General features: G+C 60.6%; 18 protein-coding genes. 10 read left to right on the top strand and 8 right to left on the bottom strand.

The window, feature by feature from the left end; translation table 11 throughout:
* Positions 1 to 33: 33 nt before the first annotated feature.
* Together QO002_RS07555 and QO002_RS07550 are read left to right on the top strand one after the other, a co-directional pair.
* Positions 34 to 1,020, top strand: coding sequence for an L-threonylcarbamoyladenylate synthase (locus QO002_RS07555; RefSeq protein WP_307228258.1), 987 nt, complete (start codon positions 34 to 36; stop codon positions 1,018 to 1,020).
* Positions 1,021 to 1,216: 196 nt separating this feature from the next.
* Positions 1,217 to 2,629, top strand: a complete 1,413-nt coding sequence (locus QO002_RS07550; RefSeq protein ID WP_307228257.1) for an FAD-binding oxidoreductase — start codon at positions 1,217 to 1,219, stop codon at positions 2,627 to 2,629.
* Here QO002_RS07550 and QO002_RS07545 read toward each other — a convergent pair.
* Complete coding sequence (locus QO002_RS07545; protein ID WP_307228255.1) at positions 2,626 to 4,929, bottom strand: DUF1217 domain-containing protein; 2,304 nt, start codon at positions 4,927 to 4,929, stop codon at positions 2,626 to 2,628. The two genes, QO002_RS07550 and QO002_RS07545, sit on opposite strands and share 4 nt — an antisense overlap.
* 322 nt (positions 4,930 to 5,251) lie before the next feature.
* Between QO002_RS07545 and QO002_RS07540 the strand changes: the two genes are divergently transcribed.
* On the top strand, positions 5,252 to 5,818 hold the full coding sequence (locus QO002_RS07540) for a DUF6101 family protein (protein WP_307228253.1): 567 nt from the start codon (positions 5,252 to 5,254) through the stop codon (positions 5,816 to 5,818).
* 459 nt (positions 5,819 to 6,277) lie between these two features.
* Here the strand turns inward: QO002_RS07540 and ubiA are convergent, their stop codons facing one another.
* Positions 6,278 to 7,237, bottom strand: coding sequence for a 4-hydroxybenzoate octaprenyltransferase (gene ubiA / locus QO002_RS07535; RefSeq protein ID WP_307228251.1), 960 nt, complete (start codon positions 7,235 to 7,237; stop codon positions 6,278 to 6,280).
* A 57-nt stretch (positions 7,238 to 7,294) separates the two neighbouring features.
* A complete protein-coding gene (locus QO002_RS07530) occupies positions 7,295 to 8,110 on the bottom strand; it encodes an AraC family transcriptional regulator (protein WP_307228249.1) in 816 nt (271 codons plus the stop codon).
* A 102-nt stretch (positions 8,111 to 8,212) separates the two neighbouring features.
* On the opposite strand from QO002_RS07530, the gene QO002_RS07525 reads away from it, so the two are divergent.
* Positions 8,213 to 9,412, top strand: coding sequence for an MFS transporter (locus QO002_RS07525; protein ID WP_307228247.1), 1,200 nt, complete (start codon positions 8,213 to 8,215; stop codon positions 9,410 to 9,412).
* Between the two features lie 5 nt (positions 9,413 to 9,417).
* On the opposite strand, the gene QO002_RS07520 is transcribed toward QO002_RS07525, so the two are convergent.
* Positions 9,418 to 9,846, bottom strand: a complete 429-nt coding sequence (locus QO002_RS07520; RefSeq protein WP_307228245.1) for a CopD family protein — start codon at positions 9,844 to 9,846, stop codon at positions 9,418 to 9,420.
* A gap of 260 nt (positions 9,847 to 10,106) precedes the next feature.
* Here QO002_RS07520 and QO002_RS07515 point away from each other — a divergent pair, with 260 nt between their 5' ends.
* The 5 genes from QO002_RS07515 to QO002_RS07495 all read left to right on the top strand — a co-directional run bounded on the left by QO002_RS07515 (position 10,107) and on the right by QO002_RS07495 (position 16,441).
* Positions 10,107 to 11,150 carry a polyamine ABC transporter substrate-binding protein gene (locus QO002_RS07515; protein WP_307228243.1) on the top strand — a complete coding sequence of 348 codons (1,044 nt, stop codon included), beginning with the start codon at positions 10,107 to 10,109 and terminating at the stop codon, positions 11,148 to 11,150.
* Complete coding sequence (locus QO002_RS07510; RefSeq protein WP_307228240.1) at positions 11,147 to 13,540, top strand: putative bifunctional diguanylate cyclase/phosphodiesterase; 2,394 nt, start codon at positions 11,147 to 11,149, stop codon at positions 13,538 to 13,540. The genes QO002_RS07515 and QO002_RS07510 overlap by 4 nt, the downstream gene beginning before the upstream one ends.
* 86 nt (positions 13,541 to 13,626) lie before the next feature.
* Positions 13,627 to 14,898, top strand: a complete 1,272-nt coding sequence (gene purD / locus QO002_RS07505) for a phosphoribosylamine--glycine ligase (protein ID WP_307228238.1) — start codon at positions 13,627 to 13,629, stop codon at positions 14,896 to 14,898.
* A 113-nt stretch (positions 14,899 to 15,011) separates the two neighbouring features.
* Positions 15,012 to 15,536 (top strand): plant virulence effector HPE1-like domain-containing protein, encoded by a 525-nt coding sequence (locus tag QO002_RS07500; RefSeq protein WP_307228237.1) that lies wholly within the window; start codon positions 15,012 to 15,014, stop codon positions 15,534 to 15,536.
* 218 nt (positions 15,537 to 15,754) lie between these two features.
* Positions 15,755 to 16,441 (top strand): hypothetical protein, encoded by a 687-nt coding sequence (locus tag QO002_RS07495; protein WP_307228235.1) that lies wholly within the window; start codon positions 15,755 to 15,757, stop codon positions 16,439 to 16,441.
* Between the two features lie 5 nt (positions 16,442 to 16,446).
* Here the strand turns inward: QO002_RS07495 and QO002_RS07490 are convergent, their stop codons facing one another.
* Positions 16,447 to 16,944, bottom strand: coding sequence for a 2-thiouracil desulfurase family protein (locus QO002_RS07490; RefSeq protein WP_307228233.1), 498 nt, complete (start codon positions 16,942 to 16,944; stop codon positions 16,447 to 16,449).
* 5 nt (positions 16,945 to 16,949) lie between these two features.
* Positions 16,950 to 19,064 (bottom strand): glycine--tRNA ligase subunit beta, encoded by a 2,115-nt coding sequence (gene glyS, locus QO002_RS07485; protein WP_307228230.1) that lies wholly within the window; start codon positions 19,062 to 19,064, stop codon positions 16,950 to 16,952.
* Between the two features lie 213 nt (positions 19,065 to 19,277).
* Between glyS and QO002_RS07480 the strand changes: the two genes are divergently transcribed.
* Positions 19,278 to 19,670, top strand: a complete 393-nt coding sequence (locus QO002_RS07480) for a GFA family protein (RefSeq protein ID WP_307228228.1) — start codon at positions 19,278 to 19,280, stop codon at positions 19,668 to 19,670.
* 60 nt (positions 19,671 to 19,730) lie between these two features.
* Here the strand turns inward: QO002_RS07480 and QO002_RS07475 are convergent, their stop codons facing one another.
* Together QO002_RS07475 and aroA are read right to left on the bottom strand one after the other, a co-directional pair.
* Positions 19,731 to 21,665 (bottom strand): DUF2207 domain-containing protein, encoded by a 1,935-nt coding sequence (locus QO002_RS07475; protein WP_307228226.1) that lies wholly within the window; start codon positions 21,663 to 21,665, stop codon positions 19,731 to 19,733.
* 29 nt (positions 21,666 to 21,694) lie between these two features.
* Positions 21,695 to 22,966 carry a 3-phosphoshikimate 1-carboxyvinyltransferase gene (gene aroA / locus QO002_RS07470; protein ID WP_307228224.1) on the bottom strand — a complete coding sequence of 424 codons (1,272 nt, stop codon included), beginning with the start codon at positions 22,964 to 22,966 and terminating at the stop codon, positions 21,695 to 21,697.
* Positions 22,967 to 23,059: the final 93 nt, after the last annotated feature.

Here is a 23,059-nt window from a genome sequence, read left to right as displayed (position 1 = left end):
AAGCCGTCATCGAACGCGCTGAAGGCAAGAGGCATGGCTGAGATCATCGACACGAGAACCGACCCGGAGGCAGCGCTTTCGCGCGCCGAAGAGGTTCTGTCGGAAGGTCGGCCCGTCGCAATTCCCACCGAGACGGTTTACGGCCTCGCGGCGGATGCGACCAATCCTGATGCGATCAGCCATATCTACGAAATGAAGGGGCGTCCGCGCTTCAATCCGCTCATCTGCCATGTCAGCGACGTGGCCATGGCCGAAGAACATGTGGCCTTCGATCCTCTTTCGCGTCGGCTTGCCGAGGCGTTCTGGCCCGGGCCGCTGACGCTGATCCTCCCGCTCAAGACAACGAGCAAGGTGCATCCGCTCGCCTCCGCCGGCCTCGATACGCTCGGCGTGCGCATGCCGGACGGTTTTTCGCGAAAGGTCATCGCCCGCTTCGGACGCCCGCTGGCGGCGCCGAGCGCCAACACCTCCGGAAAGATCAGCCCCACGACGGCCGCCCATGTGGAAGCTGATCTTGGAGAGAAACTCCTGTTGATCCTCGATGACGGCCCTTCCCAAATCGGATTGGAATCGACCATTCTCAAGGTCGAGGGCGACGCGATCCGGCTGCTTCGGCCCGGTGGACTGGATGTCGCCGATGTCGAGAGGTTGACGGGGACTACGGTGGAAAGGCCCTCGACTGCGGGTGCGACGATCGAGGCACCGGGAATGCTGGCCTCGCATTACGCCCCCGGCGCGAGTGTGAGGCTCAATGCGACCAGCGTGGTTGGTGGTGAGGCGCTAATCCGGTTTGGCGGAATGACGATCAATGGCGAAGAGAATGCTGCAGTCGTCCTTGATCTCAGCCCGAGCGGCAATCTGCGCGAGGCGGCCGCCCATCTCTTCGACTACATGAAACGAGCCGACGCCTCCGGCGCCGCCACAATCGCCTTCGGTCCCATCCCTAAAGAAGGTCTTGGCGAGGCCATTCTCGACCGCATCGAACGTGCGGCCGCGCCGCGCGATGGGGGACTGGTGTGAGCGGGAGGCATCGACTTGCTGCCTCGTCTCCCCAGCAGGGAGAAGTGCCGAGCGGATGCGAGGCGATGAGGGGGTCTTCACCGCAAACTCTGAGCAAGCCATCCCCCTCATCCGGCGCTGCGCGCCACCTTCTCCCCGCTGGGGAGAAGAGGGAGCAAGCGGCTCCCTTTGCGCCCCACCCAAGGAGCTTCCCAGCATGACCATCCCCTCCCCTGAACTCATCGCCATCGTCGGCGCCGCGAATGCGTTGACCGCAGCAAGCGATGTCGCGCCCTATCTTGTGGAATCACGCGGGCTCTACAAAGGAACCACGCCGCTGGTGCTGAGGCCTGGCAGCGTTGCCGAAGTCTCCGACATCATGAAGCTTGCAACCGCGACCGGTACACCGATCGTGCCGCAGGGTGGCAATACCGGGCATGTGGCGGGGCAAATTCCGCGCACGGGGCAAAACGACGTCGTGCTTTCGCTGGAACGGCTGAACCGCATCCGCGACATCGACCCGGTCGGCAATGTCATCGTTGCCGATGCCGGCTGTATTCTTGCCGATATCCAGAAGGCCGCCGAAGACGTCAACCGGCTGTTTCCGCTGTCGCTTGGTTCCGAGGGCTCATGCCGCATTGGCGGCAATCTTTCCACCAATGCCGGTGGAACGGCGGTGCTTGCCTATGGCAACATGCGCCAGCTTTGCCTGGGTCTCGAAGTCGTTTTGCCGACGGGCGAAATATGGGACGGGCTGCGGCGCCTGAAGAAGGACAATACCGGCTACGACCTGCGCGATCTGTTCATCGGTGCGGAAGGCACGCTCGGCATCATCACCGGCGCGGTGCTGAAGCTTTATCCACGCCCGCTTGGCCATCAGGTGGCCTTTGCCGGCGTGGCCAGCGTTGCCGATGCGCTTGCGCTTTTTGAAAGAGCATCAAGTCTTGCCGGTCCGGCACTGACCGGTTTCGAGCTGATGCCGCGGCTTGGTGTCGAATTCACAGCAAAGCACATCCCTGGCGTCCGCGATCCGCTTGAAACACGGCACGCGTGGTATGCGCTGATCGATATCTCGACTTCGGACTCCGCCGAGAACGCTTCGCGAATGATGGAAAACCTGCTTGAGGCAGCGATCGCCGACAGGATCGTTGAAAATGCTGTGATTACAGCAAATGAAACGCAAGGAAAAGCGCTCTGGCATATGCGTGAAAGCATGTCGCCGGCACAGAAGCCTGAAGGCGGCTCGATCAAGCATGACGTTTCGGTGCCGGTGTCGAGCATCCCCGCCTTCATGGCCGAGGCCGATGCGGCTGTGATGAAGGCCATACCCGGCGCCCGGATATGTTCCTTCGGCCATATTGGCGACGGCAATATCCACTACAACATCTCCCAGCCCATCGGTGCCGACAAGGAAACCTTCCTCGCCCGCTGGCGCGAGATGAATGCCATCGTCCACGGCATCGTCCTGAAATACAACGGTTCCATCTCGGCCGAGCACGGGATCGGCCAGCTGAAGCGCGACGAACTGGCGCAGGTGCGCGCACCGATCGAAATCGACCTGATGCAGCGCATCAAACACGCTTTCGACCCCACCGGGATCATGAACCCCGACAAGGTGCTGAAGGTTTAAGCCCCACCGGTGCGCAGCTGCGTGAGGCTGAGAAGTGTATCGGCGCTTATGCCGGTGCCGCCGCTGCCGGACATGATGATTTCGGCAGGCGAGACATCCGAGTTGTTGTCGATATCGTAGAGCGACGCGAACCGGACGAGCAGTTTCTCAAGCTTTGCCGGATCCTGCAGATCCTGGGTATCGAGCACGCGGTTGATGTAGGCGTATTGAACATCGACGTCGGCGCTCGACATTTCTTCGGGAATACTGAACGCAGTCTGGATCACCTGCAGCAGGGCGCTGTCGGCCAGGATATCGTAGGCGTTTCCTATGCCTCCTGCCATGCGACGGAAATAGAGAGCCAGGCGAACACCGGCATTATCCTCGCCTTCCTGCTCTTCCAGGGTCTGGTTGTAGTAGAGATCCTGAGTCTCAAGCAGGCCGCGGCGGGTCTGGATGCCCTCCTCGGGCTTCACAATCTGGCCTTCGGTGTTGAAATTGAAGGAAGCGACGAGTTCGCGGTAGCGGGTATCCGGCTCGGTATTGACGAAATTCTTGGGATCGTCGAGGTCGGATTCGAACATCTTGCGCAGATAGCCGGGCTCCACCTTATCCGGGTCCAGACCGTTGGCGACAAGAACGAAATCCACGAGGCGTTTGTTCGAGAGAAAATCGTCGAGCGATTCGACCTTTTCCATTGTTGAGCTGTAATATTTCGATTCTTCCGTCGCCTTGGTCTTGTCGTCGGCGGTGCCAAACTGGCTTTTGGCAACGACATAGGACTTCGCCGTCAGCAGGATTTCGGATTCGGACTGGGCAAGCGTCGGCGTTCCAAGCGAACCATCGGCATTGAAGTTGAAGGCCTTGACGAGATCGGTGTAGCGGCTGTCCTTCAGCGAGTTGGCGTAGCTCTTTGGGTCGCTCAAATCGCTGGTCAGCACTTTCTTCAGCTTGCGGGCGGTGTCGCCTTCGTTTTCAAGCCCGAAGGCCTTGAGCACCAGAGACGTGATCTTGGTATCGGCCAGGAAGCTGTCGACGTCCGTCACAGTCTGCATCAGTGTCTGGAAGCTTGAAATCAGTGTCTCGTCGGCGGCGTCCTGCTTGTCATTGTAAAGCGCCATCCAGCCGGCAGAGGTCGATGCCATCTGCGTCGTCGTCTGGGCTGCCTTGCCGGACACGAGCGTCCCGTCTGCCTGGAAATTGAAATCGGCAGCGATCTTCTTGTAGACTGCGCTGTATTGCCCACCCTGCGTATTGGCGTAGCTGTTCGGGTCGCTGAGATCACTGGTGACGATATTTTCGAAGGTCGTCGTCAGCGTGCCTGAAGGCAGGCCATAGGCGGTGACGATGTAGGAGAACAACGTACTGTTGCTCTTGATGCCGCTGATCGAAGTGACGTTCGCCATCGCCGATTCGTAGTAGGACTTGGTCGACAACGCGGCGCTGGAAGACGTGCGGGGCTGGGCGAAAATATAGGACGTACTCGTTGTCGACTTCTGATCGTTGGTCATCGGCAGATCGCCGGCAGACAGCGTTCCATCCGTCTGGAAATTGAAGGCGGCGGCAAGCGTCGTGTAGTCCGGCGCATTGTTGATGGCGGATTGATACTGGGCGATCTGCTTGCGGGCACTGCTCGCGGAATTCGCCAGATCCTCGGCGGATGCCGTGGAAACGATGCTGTCGATTCTGGCCTGGAGACCCTGCTTGTAGGACGCAGCCTGGGTGTTTACGTAGCTGCTGGAATCATTCACGTCGCTGGTGACGATCCCTTTGAAGTGCTCATAGGACATATACTTCGGATCGAATCCGTAGGCGGTCAGCACGTAGTTCTTAAGCTTGTCGTTCTGCCAGAGCTGGTCGACGGTGGTGATCTTGTCCATCGCCGCATTGAAATACGCCGTGTCGGTACCGACGGCGGCCTCCTGATCGGCCATGGTCTGCTTGTAAAGACCGATGACATCCTCTTCCTGTGCACTACTTTGAACCACCGCCGTCCCCTGCGAGAAGCTGAAGGCCATGGCGAAGTTACGGTAGCGGTCGTCGGTTAGCTTGTTGGCATAGCTGGTATCGTCGCTCAGATCGCTTTCCAGCACCTTGCGCATGAAAGCCTTGGCATAGGTCATGTCCTCCAGACCATGGGCTTTCATGGCGTAGGAATAGAGCTGGTAGTCATCCATGAACGCGTCGATGGAGGTGACCTTGCCGATATTTTCTTTGTAGTACGCGGTCTCGCGAGCCACCTGTGCCTGGTCGGCGGTGCGCTGCAGACTGAGCTTCATGTCGCGCGTGATGAGATTATAGTCGATATAGGTGTAAACCATGAGCCGCCTGCCTGAACCTGCCTTAAGCGCGCATGCGCGCGCGATACCGCATCTTGCGGATGAGCTTGGCATACCTTCGCGCGCGTGCCTTGCGCGTGGCTTTTGACGGGGTCGAATCCTGAAAATTTGCACGTCGATGTTCACATCTTGGAAACCGTGAAGCGTCGGCTTTTGCTAACCATCGGGAAATGCAAAGTTTTTTAACCGCGATTTTTAAGCGGTCTCAAACATAGCCCGCTTATCGTCCAAACCCATAGAGGACGAAAAAGTCCCGAAAGAGAAGACCGGGAACCGGCTCTCAAGGAAAACAAGGGCGATTGAAATGCTGAAGACACTCACTCAACCGGCATGGGTTGAAACCACCCTGCGTCTCGATCCGATGCGCTTTCCCCAGCAGGCAACGTATAGCTTGCCTGGACAGGCAAGCGATGTCACGATAAGCCTCGACGAACGCGGTGCCGTGATGCGCAAGATTCTTCCGACCAGCGGCCTGCCGCTATCGATTGCTCTGCCCTCCCGCGCGTTCAAGGGGGTCGCCGCCCGTGCGATCGATCATGGCGATGGAGAGGTTACCGTGACACTCGAACTTCATCACGACGATCCTGATCTGTGCATTCCACTTCTGGTGGCACACGATCTTTCCGACATCGCCGCCGACTGGCGTGCCTGGGCGGAAGCTTACCGGATCCCCATGATGATGGTCGAAGCCGATGGCGTCGCCCGTCCGCTCGAAGAGCATCTTGGCGAGGTCCGCACCCGTGATATCAAGCCGCGCCGCCGCCATTCGCTGTTCAACGGCCGTCGCCCACGCTTCCTGATGCGCCGCGCGACCGGTAGCCTCGGCGTCAACATGAAAATCGACGGCCGCGAGATCATCGCCCGCAGCTGATCCCGCCTTCCACACCTCCAGTAGAAAACCGGCCGTCCCTGCGGTCGGTTTTTTCGCTCTTCTTTCAGGGTGTTATTGGACTTCCACCGGAAAAAAGCGGCACTGCCTTTTTCATGCCACATGCCGTTTCCACACTGCATGCGGATGAAGGAGACGGACATGCGATTTTTAATTGCCCTCTTCAAAGGCGTTTTCGCCCGCACCGGCAAAAAGAAAGACGCGCAACAAGAGCCGAGCTGGGCCTGAATTATCAGACACGGTTCTGCAATCCGCCTCCCTCTAAAGCGCGTCGCGATCTTTCAGATTCGCTTTGGCGCTTTAAGCTTTTGTTTTTGCGCATGTCGTTATCGCAAAATCGCTGCGCACTTTTGCGCGACGTGCTCTAGCAGAACTCATCAGGCTTAATGCGGTGGACCTCCAGCCCCTGACCGATGAAAAAATCGGCAGGGGCTCTTTTCGTCAAAGCAGACGAACGAGAAGAGCCGCAACCAATCCGACGAAAATGATCAGCCCGACGATGTTGTTGAACTTGAACAGCGCCAGGCACTGGCCGGCATCGTGGATGTCGAGCACCAGTATCTGGTAGAACAGCATGATCGCGGCCGCCAAAAGCGCGACATAGGCGAGGAAACCGGCACCGGAAGCCATGAAGGCAAACAGGATCAGCAGCGTCGTGATGCCATAGAGCCCGACCAGCCACGGCCGCGGGCGCTCCCCGAATCGACGCGCGGTGGACCGAACGCCGATCAGTTCATCATCCTCGCGATCCTGATAGGCGTAGATCGTGTCATAACCGATCGTCCAGGCAACCGCGCCGAGATAAAGCAGCACCGCGCCGAAGCTGACACTTCCGAATTCCGCGGCCCACCCCATCAGCGCGCCCCATGAGAAGGCAAGCCCAAGGAAGAACTGCGGCCAATCGGTAAAGCGCTTGGCAAAGGGATAGATCGCGACGATTGCCAACGACAGGATGCCGAGCGCAATCGAGAAGCCGTTGAACTGCAGCAGAACGATCAGGCCGACGAGCGCCTGCAAAACCAGGAATATCTTGGCCTGGAGCCGCGAGACCCGGCCTGATGGCAGCGGGCGCGAGCGGGTGCGCAGCACTTCCATGTCGATGTGGTGATCGACGAGATCATTATAGGTGCACCCGGCACCGCGCATGGCGACGGCGCCGACAAAAAACAGAAAGAGATGAAAGGCGAACCGGCTGAAGGAAAAACTGCCGAGGTTTGCTGCCGCATTGGCCGCCAGCCCCGCCGCCCAGAAGCACGGCCACATCAACAATTGCCAGCCGATCGGCCTATCCCAGCGGGCAAGCTGCGCATAGGGCCACAGCGCCCGCGGCAGGACGCGGTAGACCCAGTTGTTAGACGGTGCGTCATAGACGCGGCCGGAATCGAGGCTGGTCGTGTTCATGGCAAACTGTTTGCCGCTGTTGGCCCTGACGGTCAAGCGACTTGCGGTCGATGCCCCCTATCCTGCCCGCGAACGCAAATAGTTGCTGGGCGAACTGCCGAGCATGCGCCGGAACATCGTCGTAAAGGCCGCGATGTTCTCATAGCCGGCATCGAGCGCAACCGAGGTCACCGATTGCCCCTCCGCGAGGCGCGGCAGGGATGCGAAGAGGCAGGCCTGCTGACGCCAGGTGACGAAGCTCAAGCCTGTCTCGGCCCGGAAGAACCGCGTGAACGACCGACGGCTCATGCCGAGATCGCGCGCCCAATCGTCGATACCGGCATTGGCGGCCGGGCGTTTCACGAAATGTCGGCACAGACGCGCAAGCCGTTGATCGACGGGAAACGGCAGGCCAAGCGGGCGTTCCGGCAGGCGGCCGATTTCATCGAGCAGCAATTCCATGATCAGCCGCTTGCGCCGCTCCGGCAGCGGGCGCTCATCCGATTGCACAAGCTCCTCCATCAGGTTGCCTGCCAGGGACGTGACTTCCAGCACACGGGGGTCGTCGGTCGCAACGATAGCCGCGTCCACGTAAAGCGACTGCATGCGCACGTCACTCACCATTTCCGTGGCATGTTCCAGTCCTGCGGGGATCAACAGGCCGTGTCCGGGGGGAAGCATCCACCGACCGCGCGCCGTGCCAACCAAAACGACGCCCTCTCTCGCGCACCAAAGTTGCGTCTTCGTGTGGCTGTGCAGCGGCACACGGAAGCCGGCCGGATAGTTGCGGCCGAGCGCAAGCACCACATCGCCCGTCCTTTCGATCCAGGAAAGGCTTTCTTGATGCTGGAGTTCCTCTTCGGCATCCTTGTTCGGCAGGGTGATAATACGCATTTGGCCCACTCACATAAAAACAAGACCAGAGCACAAAAGCAGGCCAGCCGCAATCACTGTAGACACGCGGAACTTATTTTCGGATTCGGGTGGATGGATAAAATGGCAAGCGTAACGGCCGGCAACAGCGGCACCGCAGAGCGCACGGCTTTCTCGATCATCGTGGCAGTCAGCTTCTGCCACATGCTCAACGACATCATGCAATCGCTGCTGACCTCACTTTATCCGCTGCTCAAGGAAAGCTATGCGCTGGATTTCGTACAGATCGGTCTCCTGACCTTCACGTTCCAGGTCACCGCATCGCTTCTGCAGCCGGCTGTCGGCGTGGTCACCGATCGCTGGCCGATACCGTTTTCGCTGCCGGCAGGCATGCTCAGCACCTGCGCCGGCCTGCTTTTGCTTGCCAACGCCCATAGTTTCCCGCTGCTGCTGGTCGCCGCAAGCCTGATCGGCCTTGGCTCGGCAATCTTCCATCCGGAATCATCGCGCATCGCGCGTCTCGCCTCGGGCGGTCGCCATGGCCTGGCGCAATCGCTTTTTCAGGTCGGCGGCAATGCCGGTACGGCGATCGGGCCGCTGCTTGCCGCCTTTATCGTCGTTCCGCGGGGACAGGGCAGCCTTGGCTGGTTCTCGGGCATCGCGCTGGTCGGCTTCGTCATCCTCTCCTTCGTCAGCGGCTGGTACACCCGCCACCGCCTCGCCAACAGCAATCGCCCAGCTGCCAGCCGTACACTGCCGCTGCCTCGCAACAAGGTGATCATGACGCTGATCGTGCTGATCGTGCTGACAGCGACGAAGAACGTCTACATGGCAAGCCTCTCCAGCTACTTCACCTTCTATACGATCGAGAAATTCGGTCTTGGGTTGCAGGATGCGCAGATGCTGCTGTTCCTGTTCCTCGGCGCGAGTGCAGCCGGCGTTCTTCTCGGCGGCCCGTTCGGCGATCGCTATGGCGCCCGCTTCGTGATCTGGTTCTCGATCCTCGGCGTCATTCCGTTTGCGCTGATGCTGCCCTATGCCAACCTGTTCTGGACCGGCGTTCTGGTCGTCCTCATCGGCCTGGTGTTCTCGTCCGCCTTCTCGGCAATTGTCGTCTTTGCGCAGGAACTGGTGCCGGGTCGGGTCGGGCTCATCGCAGGCATGTTCTTCGGTTTCGCCTTCGGCTTCGGCGGCATCGGCGCTGCCGTGCTCGGTGTCTTTGCAGACCGCCAGGGCATCGAATTCGTCTACACGATGACGTCCTACCTGCCGCTGCTGGGTATCCTCACGGTTCTTCTCCCGAAAATCCCGGGACACCGCTGACGCCATCAGAACGGCTTCATCACCACCAAGAGCACGATGACCAGAAGGCCGCCAAAGGTAATGGCGGCCGAGTAGGGGAGATGGTTCGGCACCGGCCGTGCCGGATCGTTTTCCATGCGGCGGAAAGAGGCCGTCAGATTTCCGTGCAGCGCCGACAGCACGAGCACGACGACGAACTTGGCGTGCAGCCAGGCATCCATGTACCAGTCGCCGAGATAGGCGATGGTGATCCCGAACAGCCAGACAAGCCCCAGCGCCGGATTGGTAACGCGCGCATCCCAGCGGCGAACGGCTGATATCACCGAACTCTCGCGCTCGCCCCGCGGACAGCCTGCCTTTGCCAACCAGAGCGAAGCTACGGACAGCAGCACCATGCCGCCCATCCAGAGGATGACGGCGACGATATGCAGGGATTTCAGGAACAGATACGTCACGAAGCACCTCCCTCTTTTACGCCTATATGTGGCACCGGGTCAGCAGGGATGCGAGCCCCTCAGGCAGCGTTTTCGTGAAAGATCAGGACAGGTAGAGATCGGCCCGGTAACAGCGTAAAAGACCTGATATGTGCGCAGCAAATGCGCATGGACGTTTTTTCGGCAATTTTGCACCGCAATACGAAGAGCTGCATCTCCTTGTAAGTATTCAGCAAGCATTGCTCTTTAAAGTTATCGGCAAGGCTGCCAGGGGATGGGCCATGCTAAAGAAGACGATTGCCGCCGCCACTTTGCTTTCCGCGACCTTCACGGTCGGTGTTGCACGCGCCGAAACGCTGAACCTCCTGATCTGGGAAGCCTATATCGATCAGGGGATCATTGATCGCTTCACCAAGGAAACCGGGGTCGAGATCCGCCAGACCTACTACGACAGCGGTGATGCGCGCGACGAAATCCTTTCCGATCCGGCAAGCAACATCGACCTTGCCGTCGTCGGCGAGAACGGCGCGGCACTTTTTGGCAAGCGCGGCATCCTCGAGCCCCTGACGGACACCAATGTCCCCTCGCTAAAGGACTACAGCGAACAATGGCGCTCCCGTTGCGCCGGCTATGCACTTCCCTATCTCTGGGGCACGATGGGCATCGTCTACCGTTCGGACATGGTCAAGCAAACGCCGACCTCCTGGAACGACCTGATGGCGCCGAAGCCGGAGCTGAAGAAGCACATCGCCATGTATGACGATCACAACGAGGCGTTCATCGCGCCGCTCGTCCTGCTCGGCAAATCGATCAATGCCAACGACAACGAGACGCTGAAGGCAGCCTTCGAGGTGATGAAGAAGCAGGCGCCGTTCGTGCTCACCTACGACTATGTGATCACCTCCATCCAGAACCCCGAGATCGGCAGGAACATCTACATGGCGCTCGCCTATAGCGGCGACCAGCATGTGCTGAACGACAAGGCGGGTACACCCGGCGTCTGGCGCTATGCCGTGCCCAAGGAAGGCACGCTCTCCTGGCTCGATTGCATGGCGGTGACATCAGCTTCGCCACGCAAGGATCTGGCGCTGAAATTCCTCAATTTCGTCGGCGCGCCGGAAAGCGCTGCCACCAATGCCGAAAGCCTCACCATGCCGACGGCAAGCTCGGCAGCCCTGAAACTCATTCCGGCCGAGACCCGCGACAACCCCGAAATCTACACGCCTGACGATATTCTGGCCAAGAGCCAGTATCAGGAAGAACTCAGTATCCAGTCCGTCCAGACGCGACGACGCATCATCAGCTCGATGGCGAACTTCCAGTGACACTTGGCAAGCGCGCGTTTCTGCTGATCTTTCCGGTCGTTCTGACAGGCTACCTGCTGGCGGCCTTCGCCGTCTATCTGGCAGAAAGCCGCTCCATGCAGAGCCTGGAGCAGGCTCGGCTTTCCCAGCAGCTCGATCATCTGGCCGCTCTCTATCGCAACGAAGTCAACCAGAGCCGAAGCTTTCTCTACACGATCCTCGAAGGCAACGCGATCCGCCGCTTTCTTTCAGAGACTGACGAGAGCTACCGCAACAACGCGCTTGGCCTGCGCCTGCAACAGAGCGTGCGTTCGCTGTCGGACGATCCGAAGAAGTTTCTTTCCTTCTCGATCCTCAATCCTGACATGTCACCGGCCTATTATTTCGAGAACAGCGACGACCCCTTTGCCGAAATCGGCAGCGCCCAGATGGCGCTGGTCAAGCGCCTGACGGCCGGCAACCAGTTGCGTGACTGGACGTTCCTGGAGGGGCCGGGCATGCGGCCGCTGATCATCTATTCAGAATTCATCGATCCCACGACCTTCAGTCGCCCCTTGCCAAGCGCCAAATCCTCCGCCCTGCTGATCCAGGTCGCGATCGAGCCCGTGCAGTTCCTGGCTATGAAGCGCAGCACCGAACTCGAATACGGCGTGAACGCCGAATTCATGATCAGCCCGCCGTCCGCCTGGCACGACAAGCTGGCTGCGGGCGTCAGGCTCGCCCCATCGCTGTTCCTGACCATCGATGCCTCGGAAACCCACGTGGCAACAGGTCTCGACAAGCTGAAGCTGCTGCTTGGCCTTGGCGCTCTGGCGATGAGCTTCGTCTCGGTGAGCCTGATGGCCGTGCTGATCACCCGCTTCATCACCAATCCCATCTCCGCACTCGACCGGCAGGTCACGACCGTCATGAACGGCCAGAGAGACGGCATTCTCGAAACGGGCGCCGCCGGAGAAATCGGCCGCCTTACCCGCAACATCAAGCAGATGCACGATCAATCGGTGCGGGCGCTCCGGCTTGTCCAGAATGCCTCCTGGACAGATACGCTGACGGGCATCAGCAACCGCGGCCACTTCAACAGCCTTGCTGCAACGATCGTGCAGGAAACCGTGGAAGCCGACCGCCCTTGCAGCCTGCTGTTCATCGATATCGACAACTTCAAGTTCGTCAATGACAAGTACGGTCACGAGGTCGGCGACGAGTTGCTGCGCAACCTCGCCTCCCGGCTTCGTGAAACCGTCGATGCCGTCATCGAGCGGCGCGTACTGCCGCCCGCTGTTCTCGCGCGTCTTTCGGGCGATGAGTTCGCTGTTCTTCTCCAATCCTCGCCGGGCGATGGAACCATCCGGGAAACCTGTGCCGGCATCCTCAGCCTGTTTTCCGGCGGCTTCGAGGTGCGTGGCAAGCAGTATCCGGTCACCGCCAGCATCGGCATTGCGATCTGCCCGGTCGATGCAGCGAACCTCGCCGAACTGATCTCCAATGCCGATGCAGCCATGTATCAGGCAAAGACCACCGGCAAGAACCGGGCGTCGCGCTTCTCCCGTGAGCTCCAGGCAAAACGCGATCGCGTGCGGCTTGTCCAGGAGGAGCTGCGGCTCGTCGATCCCGACGAACAGTTCCACCTCGTCTACATGCCGATCGTCGATGATGGCGGCAAGGTCGTCGGATGCGAGGCGCTGCTGCGCTGGGTATCGCCGACACTCGGCAATGTCCGCCCGGACGAGTTCGTGCCGATTGCCGAAAGTTCCGGCCAGTTCACCAAGATCGACTGCTGGGTGATCGACCGGGCGATGTCGGAATACCACCTGCTCGAACAGCTCTTCGGGCGCGATACGACGCTTGCGATCAACATTTCCTCGGCAGAGCTGCACTCGAAGTCGATCGCCAATCATTTCAACGATTGCCTTGACCGCCACGGCATCGCGCCGGGCGTGATCGAGATCGAGCTGACCGAAACCTATGCGGTGACGCTCGGCGACCAGTTGCGCCAGAATATCGAGGAGCTCAGGGCTCGCGGCTTCCGCATTTCGATCGACGATTTCGGAGCAGGCTATACCTCGATGCAGCAGATCATCGAGTACACGGCCGACACCATCAAGCTCGATCGGGCGCTCGTCGCCAATCTCGCGCGCGAAGAGATGCTGCCGGCGCTGAAGGCGGTCATCGCGCTCTGTCATGCCCAGAACATGCAGGTCATCGCCGAAGGCGTCGATACCAATGAAAAGATGGCCATGCTTTCGGCTGCCGGTTGCGACAACTACCAGGGCTACCTGATCTCCCAGCCGTTGACGCTTGAGGACCTCGGCATCTGGTCGCTGAAGCGCACGGCGGAGCTGGCTGGCAGAACCGGGCAGCGCCAGCTCGTTGCCGGCCGCCATCGTCGCAGCGGCACGGATGGGCTTCTTTAAGCCTCCCAAACCGCTTTTTCCTTGACGTTGCGCACCCCTCGCCTTAACCGCACCAGCTTAGGCGAAATGCTGCGCGGGGTTTGGCGATGAAGGTTCTGTTGATCGGTTCGGGTGGACGCGAACACGCGCTTGCATGGAAGCTTGCTCAATCTCCCCTACTGACCGCGCTTTATGCCGCGCCCGGCAATCCCGGCATTGCCGAGGAAGCCACCATCGTTGCGCTCAATACCGATGACAATGATGCCGTCGTCTCTTTCTGCCGCAGCGAAGGTATCGATTTCGTGGTCATCGGCCCCGAAGCGCCGCTTGTCGCCGGTCTTGCGGATGCGCTGCGCGACGCCGGCATCGCCGTCTTCGGACCTTCCGCAGCGGCGGCCCAGCTCGAAGGTTCCAAGGGCTTCACCAAGGATATCTGCGCCAAATACGGCATCCCGACCGGCGCCTATCAGCGTTTCACCGCAGCCGAGCCTGCCAAGGCCTATGTACGGGCTGAGGGTGCGCCGATCGTGATCAAGGCCGATGGTCTTGCCGCCGGCAAGGGTGTGACCGTCGCCATGACGCTCGACGAAGCGCTCGCCGCCATCGATGCCTGCTTTTCCGGCACATTCGGGGCTGCTGGAGCGGAAGTCGTCGTCGAAGCCTATCTCGATGGCGAGGAAGCGAGCTTCTTCTGCCTCTGCGACGGCGTCAACGGGCTAGCGCTGGCCTCGGCCCAGGATCACAAGCGAGTCGGCGATGGTGATACCGGCCCGAACACCGGCGGTATGGGCGCCTACTCCCCTGCCCCCGTCATGACCGCCGAAATGGTCGAGCGGACGATGAAGGAGATCATCGAGCCGACAATCCGCGGCATGGCTGATAGCGGCCACCCGTTCAGCGGCGTGCTGTTTGCCGGGCTGATGATCACCGCCAAGGGACCGGAACTGATCGAATACAATGTCCGCTTCGGCGATCCCGAATGCCAGGTGCTGATGATGAGGCTGAAGAGCGACCTCCTGCCCATCCTTTACGCTGCGGCCACGGGCGGGCTCGACAAGGTCAATGCCGAATGGCGTCCCGATGCGGCTCTGACAGTCGTCATGGCCTCGAAAGGTTATCCGGGCAGCTATGACAAGAACACGCCGATCGACGCGCTTCCGGGCGAGGACGCTGCTGCCAAGGTGTTCCACGCCGGTACCGCGCTGAAGGACGGCAAGCTGGTCGCGACCGGCGGCCGGGTGCTGAACGTGACCGCCATGGGCGCAACCGTGGGTGCGGCGAAGGACACCGCCTATCAAGCTGTCGACCGGGTGCGCTGGGATAACGGCTTCTGCCGCCGCGATATCGGCTGGCAGGCCGTTGCCCGCGAAGAGGCGTAAACCGCTCGCCTCAACAGGTAATGCCGAATTCACTCAATCTTTACCAGTTCTCCTGACGGGAACGTAACGGTAACGGGCCTATGGTTTCCTGTCCATTTCAGGGGAGACCGTCAATGCGCGTTCTTTTGCTCAGTTTTGTCGGCCTTGCCGCCGCTTCAGCGCATGCCTCGTCGATCGAAGCATTTGCAACCGCCAACACCAGGGCCCCCAGCGTTTCGCAGATGCCCTGTGCCAAATGCCCGCCGCCTATCGTCAAGAAATCCACGAGCTACATCGTTCCGGAGGTCGCACCGGGTACGGAGCGGGTGGAAATCAAGGAAATTGACGGCGAGATGCGGGTGTTACGCACGGAAGCCTGGCTCGGTGGCTCGCCGGTGGTCTTCGTCACCAAGGCATCGGAAGATGTGATCAAGGCATCCGAGGCTGCAAAACTTCTGAACGGCGAGACCGCCGCAACCGTTATCGACCCCATGCCCGCAGCAGCGGCCGCTTCCGCCACGATCGATCTGTCGGTGGATCCGACCGCAAAAACGGCATCCTTGAGCGTTGATTCGGCAGAACAACTCGCCGCCGCTGCACCTGCCGAACCCCGTTCACAGGAAATTGATCTTGAAAACTACCAACTTCGTCTACAATAAATGAAGAATTAACAAGTCCCTGCCCTCGCCTGCGACCATGTTGCAGTATGGGCATCGCCTCCAAAGGCGGAAATTGCGCCCCTGAGAGAAGCAGGGGCGCAATTTTTTTGACCAGTATCCAAGTCTTCCACGTCGGTTTCAGTGCCTGAGCTTGTTGCATGCCGCGTGTGATGCAACATAACCGCCGCGATAAGAGATCTCGCTGCGCAGGATCATCCATGGACGTCTTCAATATTGCCAAGTCGATCGAGAAGCTGATCTTCGAGCTTCTGATGTGGCTGATCTTCTATCCCTATACGCTGCTTCGCGTGATCGTGCAGCCGGGCCGCATGATGGACTATGCGCGGACGGAAACGCTGCGCGACGAAAACGTTTCCTTCGACAGCGGCATGAAGCCGTCGATCTTCCTGTTCCTGTCGATCGTGATCGCCGCCTATATTGCTCCAGTGACGAAGGCGGACCTGGCAGATGCCAGCGACACCCTGACCGGTCAATATGTCACAGCTTCGTGGCTGAACCTGATCATCTTTCGGATGGTGATCTATTCGATCTTCCCGATTACATCAGCGCTGATCTACGACCTGATCACGCCCGGCAGGGTGACCCGCCTGACGCTGCAGATCCCCTTCAACCAGCAATGTTATATCTGCGCACCGTTTGCGATGATCACGTCGCTGTCGATCGTGCTGTTTCCGCATACCGAAAATCCGGTCTTTGCAGCCCTGTTCCTCGCAGCCCAGCTCTGGCTGCTTTTCTCGAATTTCTCCTTCTTCCGCACCCAAGGACAACAGTCGGGTTGGAAGGCGGCAGGCTTGACGACCGTCAGCTTTTTCGTCGCCTGGAGTGTGTTTCTGAGCGTGACCATCATCGCCCTGCGCTACAAGGGCATTGCCCCAAGTACGTGAGCGCGTCAGCCATCGACCTCGATGCGCTCTACGAGAAGACCGATTTCGCGATCGGAGAAGACTTCGATACCGTTTTGCCGCAGGAGGGCGGCGGTTACGCCCTCACCTTTCCGCCTGCTGCCGGAAAAGCTGCCATCATAGATGAAACCCGAGCCGCAGGAGGGACTGCCGTCGATCAGCAGCGCATATCGGCAGCCGGTTTCCCTGGCGAGATCAAGCGCATTTTCCGCAGCCTGAAGGAACCCGCCTGTAACATCGCCACCGGTGATCTCGGCCACGCGCGCATCGCCGGACAGAACATCCGCACCGTCTGCTGCGTCAGCGATTTCCGCTGGCGGACGTGGCACCGGCATGCCGGCCGACATTTCCGGGCAGATAGTCACCAGCCGCCCCTCCTCACCCCAGCGCTGGAGTGCGGGATGGATCAGCGGCTTGGCCTTGCCGTCATAGCGCACGGCATGGCCCATCAGACAGGCACTGACGAGGATTTTCGCCCCCGTCATGATCGTCAGCCGGCGATCTTGGAGAAATCTGCCACCGTGCCGGTTGCCGCGCGGATCTGCGCGAGCAAGGCCAGACGGTTTGCACGCACTGCCGGGTCCTCGTCATTGACGAGCACATCCGCGAAGAACTGGTCAACCGGGCCACGCAGCTTTGACAGGGCTTCCATGGCGACACGGAAATCTTCGCCGGCAATCGCCTGACGCGCTTCGCTTGCCGCTTCCGTCACGGCCTCATAGAGCGCCTTTTCGGCATCGAGCTTGAAAAACGACGGATCGACGGTTTCAGCGACAGCCGTTCCCTTCTTCTCCTCGGCAGCCAGAAGCTGCGTTGCGCGTTTGGTGCCGGCAAGCAGGTTCAGGCCTTCTTCCGAGGAGATGAACGCCGTCAGCGCCTCGACGCGGCGGGCAACCATCAGGAGGTCGTCGGCATCCGGCGTCAATACGGCGTCGATCAGGTCGTAGCGGGCGCCGAGATCGCGAAGGTAACCCTTCAGGCGATCGTGGAAGAAGGCCAGGAGGTCAGGATCCGATGCAACCGCGGAGAGCGGCAAACGCACCTTCCGCTCAAGCAGCATACGGATCACACCCAGCGCCGCACGGCGCAGTGCATACGGGTCCTTCGAGCCCGTCGGCTTCTCGTTGATGGCCCAGAAGCCGACGAGTGTATCCAGCTTGTCAGCAAGTGCGACGGTGATCGCGACCTTGTCGTCGGGGACGCGGTCGGAGGGGCCGTTCGGCTTCCAGTGGTCTTCGATCGCGGCGGCAACGGAGGCGTTCTCGCCCTGCAGGACGGCATATTTGCGGCCCATCAAGCCCTGAAGCTCGGGGAACTCGCCGACTGCTTCGGTGCGAAGGTCCGCCTTGGCGAGCACGACGGCGCGATCCACCAAGGCCGGATCGGCGCCGGTGACCTTGGCGAGTTCGGCGGCGAGCGTCCGAATGCGGGCAACGCGCTCACCCTGCGTGCCGAGCTTGGCATGGAACGTCACGTTCAGCGCGTCGAGCTTGGCCATGCGCTGGTCGAGCGGTTTTTTCAGGTCGAGGTTGAACTTGGCAGCCGAGGCTTCCAGCGTCTGGAGGTCAGGCAGGTCGCCCTGGTCGCGGGTCCAGAAATGCTTGGCATCCGACAGGCGGGCGCGCACGACCTTGCCATTGCCGTGGATGATCTCGGCGCCGCCGTCCTTGGCCTCGATATTGGCAACGAGGATGAACTTGTTCGACAGGCCTTCCTCACCCTGGATGCGGGTGACGAAACACTTCTGGTTGGTCTTGATCGTCAGGCGGATGATTTCCGAGGGGATCGCCAGATAATCCTCCTCGAACGCGCCCATCAGCACCTGCGGCCATTCGACGAGGCCTGAAACTTCTTCCAGCAGGCCTTCGTCCTCGACCAGCTCAAGGCCGCTGGCAAAGGCGATATTGGCAGCGTCAGACGCGATGATCTGCTTGCGCCGCTCTGCATCGAGCACGACCTTGGCCTTTTCCAGCTTCTCGATGTAATCGGCAAACCGGCGCACGGTGATGGCGTCCGGTGCATGGAAGCGGTGGCCGTAGGTGATGTTGGACGCCACGATGCCATCGACTTCGAAGGGGATGACCTGGGTTTCTTCATGCTCTGGCCCGAACAGGCAGACGATCGACTGCAGCGGGCGCACCCAGCGCAGTGAGCCCGGCTTGGCAGAGGCTGCACCCGAGCGCATCGGCTTCGGCCAGGGGAAATTCTTGATGATGCCCGGCATGACCTCGGCGACGATCTCTTCGGTCGGACGACCCGGCTTGACGACATGCGCGACGTAGAAATCGCCCTTCTTCGGATCGGAGTGAACATGCGCCTCGGAGATCGAGGCAAGGCCCGCCTTGCGCAGAAAACCCTGGATCGCCTGTTCGGGCGCGGAGGTTGCCGGGCCTTTGATGTCTTCGCGCACATCGGCGGAGCGGGTGTTGAGGCCGCGGATATCCAGCGTCAGCCGGCGCGGCGTCCAGTATTCGCGCGCACCCTCATAGGTGAGACCCGCATTGACCAGCGCATCGGTCAAGAGCTTCTTCAGATCGCCGGCAGCCTTGCGCTGCAGACGAGCCGGGATTTCCTCGGAGCGGAGTTCAAGCAGAAGATCGGGCATGGCGGGTACTTTGCGATTGTTCGGACAGGTGCGGCGGACTTAGCAAGCTGCGCGTGAAATGTCACGACGCAAAGGCCGAAAATGAACGTCTGCTGCGGTTGTCGCTCTTCCCAGATTGCAAGACGATCCGTCGCGACCGGCGGCGCGGATTTGCGACGATACCGTTGCTCGTTGTAACCATTCCGACCGTTGGGTTTTTGGAGGAGATGCAGCATGGACCGGTTCACGGGTGGCTGCCTGTGCGGCGACGTCCGATTTTTGGCGTCGGGAGCCCCGTACCGCGTCGGTATTTGCCACTGCCTCGATTGCCGCAAGCACCATGGCGCCCTGTTTCATGCCTCCGCGATCTTCCCGCAGGATGCGGTCACGATCGCGGGCGAGACACGCGATTACGCCGGGCGGTTTTTCTGCCCGCGCTGCGGATCGTCTGTTTTCGGACGCAGCGGCGACGAAATCGAAGTGAACCTTGGATCGCTGGATGCGCCCGACCAGCTGATACCGACCTACGAACTCTGGACCGTCCGTCGCGAATCCTGGTTGCCACCGTTTCCGCTCAACAAACGATACGGTCACGAGCGCGAAAGCACTGAACGCTCCGAGGAGTAAGTCGCTCAGCGCATGATGGTCGGTCGGCAAATCCCGGGAGGCCGTCCCGCAACTGTTGCTTTACCAGCCGCCGCCTCCGCCACCACCGCCACCGCCGCCGGAAAAGCCGCCACCGCCGAAACCGGACGAACTGCTCTTGGGCGGTGGTGGAAGCGATGCGGTCATGGTGTTGGCAAGCGAACCGGCAAAGCCGCCCATCCTGTCGCCGAAGGAGCCGACCGAGAAATGATTGCCGTAGTACCAGGCCGGCTGATAGGCGGCTGCGCCCGCGGCAGCGGCAAGCAGCCAGCGATCGAAGGTTTCCGCCCAGGGCTTTTCAACCCCGAGTGCGACGGCATAAGGCAAGAGCTTTTCGAAATGCTGCGGCGACATCTCCGGCGCACCCGCCATGTTCATCCGCTCCTTTTCAGCAAGCGTCAGATATTGGCGCAGGCCATCAATGCCATCCATCATCCGCGCCCCGAGCGGGGTCGGCGCACCCATCAGGTAATAGAACAGCAGATTGGCGAGGATGATCCCGCTCACGGCGATCAGCAGCGGCAGCTCGTGCGCTTCAAGCGCTGTGGTGATGACGAAAGCGACGAGACTGAAGGCCCCCGAAAACAGCACGAAACCGAAAAAGGCGGCGAAGACGATCGCCTTTATGCGCGAAAAAAGCGTGCCCCGCTTGCGCAACGCCTTTCCGAGGCCGATCGCAAAGATGGAAATGACGACGGAAGCCAGCGCCGGGACGAGCACCAGCGCGATACTGGTGTCATCGAGATTGCCGAAAATGAAGATCGAGCCCAGGAAGACAACCGACAGCGCGACGCCACCGAGCACGTACCAGGTGTTGGCAAGATAGTAGCGGTTGCGGTGTTCCTTCTCCATGGCGCTGCGAAAACTGGCGCCGACCTTCTGCACCGTCTTTCCGTTTGCCTTGTCGATGGTGAGCTTGCCACCCTCAGTGACGACTGCCTTCAAAAGCATGCTCTCGCCCGTCGGCAGGTTGGCGGGCGCGCTCTTGTTCGTGGCGGTTATGACCAGCGCGTTTTTCAGATCTTCCAGCACGACGAAGCCGCCGACTGCCAGATTGAGTGCCGCGGCAGACAGCGCGGTCCAGCCCTCGCCGGAAAATCCCTTGTTGTCGATATAGTTGGCGAGCGCCGGCGAGATGCCGTCCGGCGCATCCCAGCGGGGCACGATGACGCCGCGATCGGCATCGCGCCCGACCCTGGCCCACATGCGCGTGTAGTAGAGCGCCACGACCACCAGCCCGGCGATGGCCAGAACCGACGGCAGGTGATCCTTCAGCCACCAGAGCTGCTCGGTCGATGCGGCCGGCGGGTCAATGCTGCCCTTCGGCAGCTTTATCGCAATCGTCAGTCCTTCCTGCGGCCGAAGAGGACGGGTTGTGGTAAAGACCACTTCACTGCCATCCTCGACGGCTGTGGCATTCTTGTCGCTCGAACCGTAACCGCCGGTAAAGACATCGAGCGCCTTGGCCCGCACGCCATCAGGCAGCGTGACGGTCGCGACCGCTTCCCCGATCGGGAAAGCCCATTCGGTACCGGTGACGTTCCAGTAAAGCTCGTCATGATCGGCGAAATATCGGATCTGGCGGGCGGTCTCGTAGGTGATTTCCAAGACATGTTCGCCGGCGGGAAGCAGGACATCCTGTTCTCCCGTGTAGATGCGGATACCATCGGGAATATTCTCCGTCCGATAAGGTTCGCTCTGCCCATCACGGGACACCGAAACGAGATTGAAATCGACCTTGTGGCGGCGACCTTCATCATCCTGAAACGTCAGGGGAAAATCACGGTAGATACCGCGCTTTAAGCGGATGCCCTCGACATTGACCTTGATCGTCTCGACCACGGCCATCTCGCCCGATTTCGACAGATTGATCGCCGAATGATACGAGGTAATGACCTCCTGCGCGGAGGCGGCGGACGCCAGGACGCAGCCCAGAAGGAAAAGTACCATCCCGATTGTCTTGATCAGTCGGATCATCAGGCCTTTCCCTCCGGCCGCAGCCTTGTTCAGATATCGGGACGATCGCCTTCCAGCGCGACGCCGAGCGAGGAGAGCTCATCCCAGTAGCGCGGATAGGTCTTGGCGACGCAGGCGGGATCAAGGATGGTGATCCCGTTTATCTTCAGCCCCGCCAGCGCAAAGCTCATGGCGATACGGTGATCGGCGAAGGTATCGATATCGGCCGGCAGGGTCTGGCCGGCGAGAGCCGGATCGGAAGCGACGACCAGATCATCCCCCTCTTCCGTGGCAAGGCCTGAGCGGATGTTTGAGAGACCAGTGGATAGCGCCCGGATACGGTCGCATTCCTTGACCCGCAGATTGGCGATACCGACGAAACGAACCGGCGTCGCGTTGAAAGCGGCGAGAACGGCAAGCGTCGGGATGGCATCCTGCATCTGCGAGCCGTCGATCACGGCCGGCATATGCGGAAAGCTGGCGATGACCTCATAGGCCTTGGCGTCCGGCTGGGAAAACGTGGTTGCCTTCACGCCAAGGTCGATATCGCCCCTGGTCAGAACTTCGGCAGCCCAGAGATAGGTCGCCGCCGAGGCGTCCGGCTCGATGAGGTAATCGGTCGCGGCATAGCCGGTGGGCTGCACCTGCCAGACGGAGGGACTCGGCTGGGTAACTTCGGCACCAAAGGCGCGCATGGCGGCGACCGTCAGATCGATATAGCCGCGCGCACCGATATCATCGCCGGCAAGGGCGATATTGATCGGGCGGGTGGCGCCGGCAGCGGCCATCAGCAGCGCCGAAACATATTGACTGGAAAGACCGGCATCGATCTCGACCCGATCCGTGCCGAAATCGCCGGTACCGTTGACGACGACGGGCGGGCAGCCGGTTTCCGAGCGGATATCGACTCCAAGTGCGGTCAGCGCCTTGACCAGCGGCGCAATGGGGCGCTTGCGCATGTGCTCGTCGCCATCGACGATCACTTCGCCTTCGACCAAAGCGGCAGCGGCTGTCAGGAAGCGGGTGGCCGTGCCGGCATTGCCGAGGAAAAGCGGCTGTTCCGGGGCCAAAAGCTTGCCCGTGCCGGTGACGACGAAGGTCGTGTCGTCAGGCTCGGTGATATCGACGCCCATGGCGCGCAGGGCTTCTGCCATATAGCGCGTATCGTCGCTCTTCAGCGCGCCGGTGAGACGGCTCGTGCCCTTGGCAAGACCGGCGAGAAGCAAGGCCCGGTTGGTAATCGACTTGGAGCCGGGAGGGCTGACGCGACCCTTGAGTGGATGGGACGGCGGAAGAACGGTAAGTTTCTGGTCTTTGCTCATGCTGATGTCTCTTGAAGCAGGCAGCGCCGGCCTTTTCGGCATGCCTTCATGACGTTGAAAGCCGTCTACGACGGAACCGGGTGGCGCGATAGA

The sequence above is a fragment of the Pararhizobium capsulatum DSM 1112 genome (assembly GCF_030814475.1).
Classification (GTDB): Bacteria; Pseudomonadota; Alphaproteobacteria; order Rhizobiales; family Rhizobiaceae; genus Pararhizobium; species Pararhizobium capsulatum.
The sequence above is the reverse complement of the archived record's forward strand: the minus strand, read 5'-3'. Positions and strand labels throughout refer to the sequence as shown.

Coding starts and splice junctions, on each gene's coding strand:
- QO002_RS07555 (WP_307228258.1), top strand. CDS start 34: ATGGCTGAGATCATCGACACGAGAACCGACCCGGAGGCAGCGCTTTCG.
- QO002_RS07550 (WP_307228257.1), top strand. CDS start 1,217: ATGACCATCCCCTCCCCTGAACTCATCGCCATCGTCGGCGCCGCGAAT.
- QO002_RS07545 (WP_307228255.1), bottom strand. CDS start 4,929: ATGGTTTACACCTATATCGACTATAATCTCATCACGCGCGACATGAAG.
- QO002_RS07540 (WP_307228253.1), top strand. CDS start 5,252: ATGCTGAAGACACTCACTCAACCGGCATGGGTTGAAACCACCCTGCGT.
- ubiA (WP_307228251.1), bottom strand. CDS start 7,237: ATGAACACGACCAGCCTCGATTCCGGCCGCGTCTATGACGCACCGTCT.
- QO002_RS07530 (WP_307228249.1), bottom strand. CDS start 8,110: ATGCGTATTATCACCCTGCCGAACAAGGATGCCGAAGAGGAACTCCAG.
- QO002_RS07525 (WP_307228247.1), top strand. CDS start 8,213: ATGGCAAGCGTAACGGCCGGCAACAGCGGCACCGCAGAGCGCACGGCT.
- QO002_RS07515 (WP_307228243.1), top strand. CDS start 10,107: ATGCTAAAGAAGACGATTGCCGCCGCCACTTTGCTTTCCGCGACCTTC.
- purD (WP_307228238.1), top strand. CDS start 13,627: ATGAAGGTTCTGTTGATCGGTTCGGGTGGACGCGAACACGCGCTTGCA.
- QO002_RS07500 (WP_307228237.1), top strand. CDS start 15,012: ATGCGCGTTCTTTTGCTCAGTTTTGTCGGCCTTGCCGCCGCTTCAGCG.
- QO002_RS07495 (WP_307228235.1), top strand. CDS start 15,755: ATGGACGTCTTCAATATTGCCAAGTCGATCGAGAAGCTGATCTTCGAG.
- QO002_RS07490 (WP_307228233.1), bottom strand. CDS start 16,944: ATGACGGGGGCGAAAATCCTCGTCAGTGCCTGTCTGATGGGCCATGCC.
- glyS (WP_307228230.1), bottom strand. CDS start 19,064: ATGCCCGATCTTCTGCTTGAACTCCGCTCCGAGGAAATCCCGGCTCGT.
- QO002_RS07480 (WP_307228228.1), top strand. CDS start 19,278: ATGGACCGGTTCACGGGTGGCTGCCTGTGCGGCGACGTCCGATTTTTG.
- QO002_RS07475 (WP_307228226.1), bottom strand. CDS start 21,665: ATGATCCGACTGATCAAGACAATCGGGATGGTACTTTTCCTTCTGGGC.
- aroA (WP_307228224.1), bottom strand. CDS start 22,966: ATGAGCAAAGACCAGAAACTTACCGTTCTTCCGCCGTCCCATCCACTC.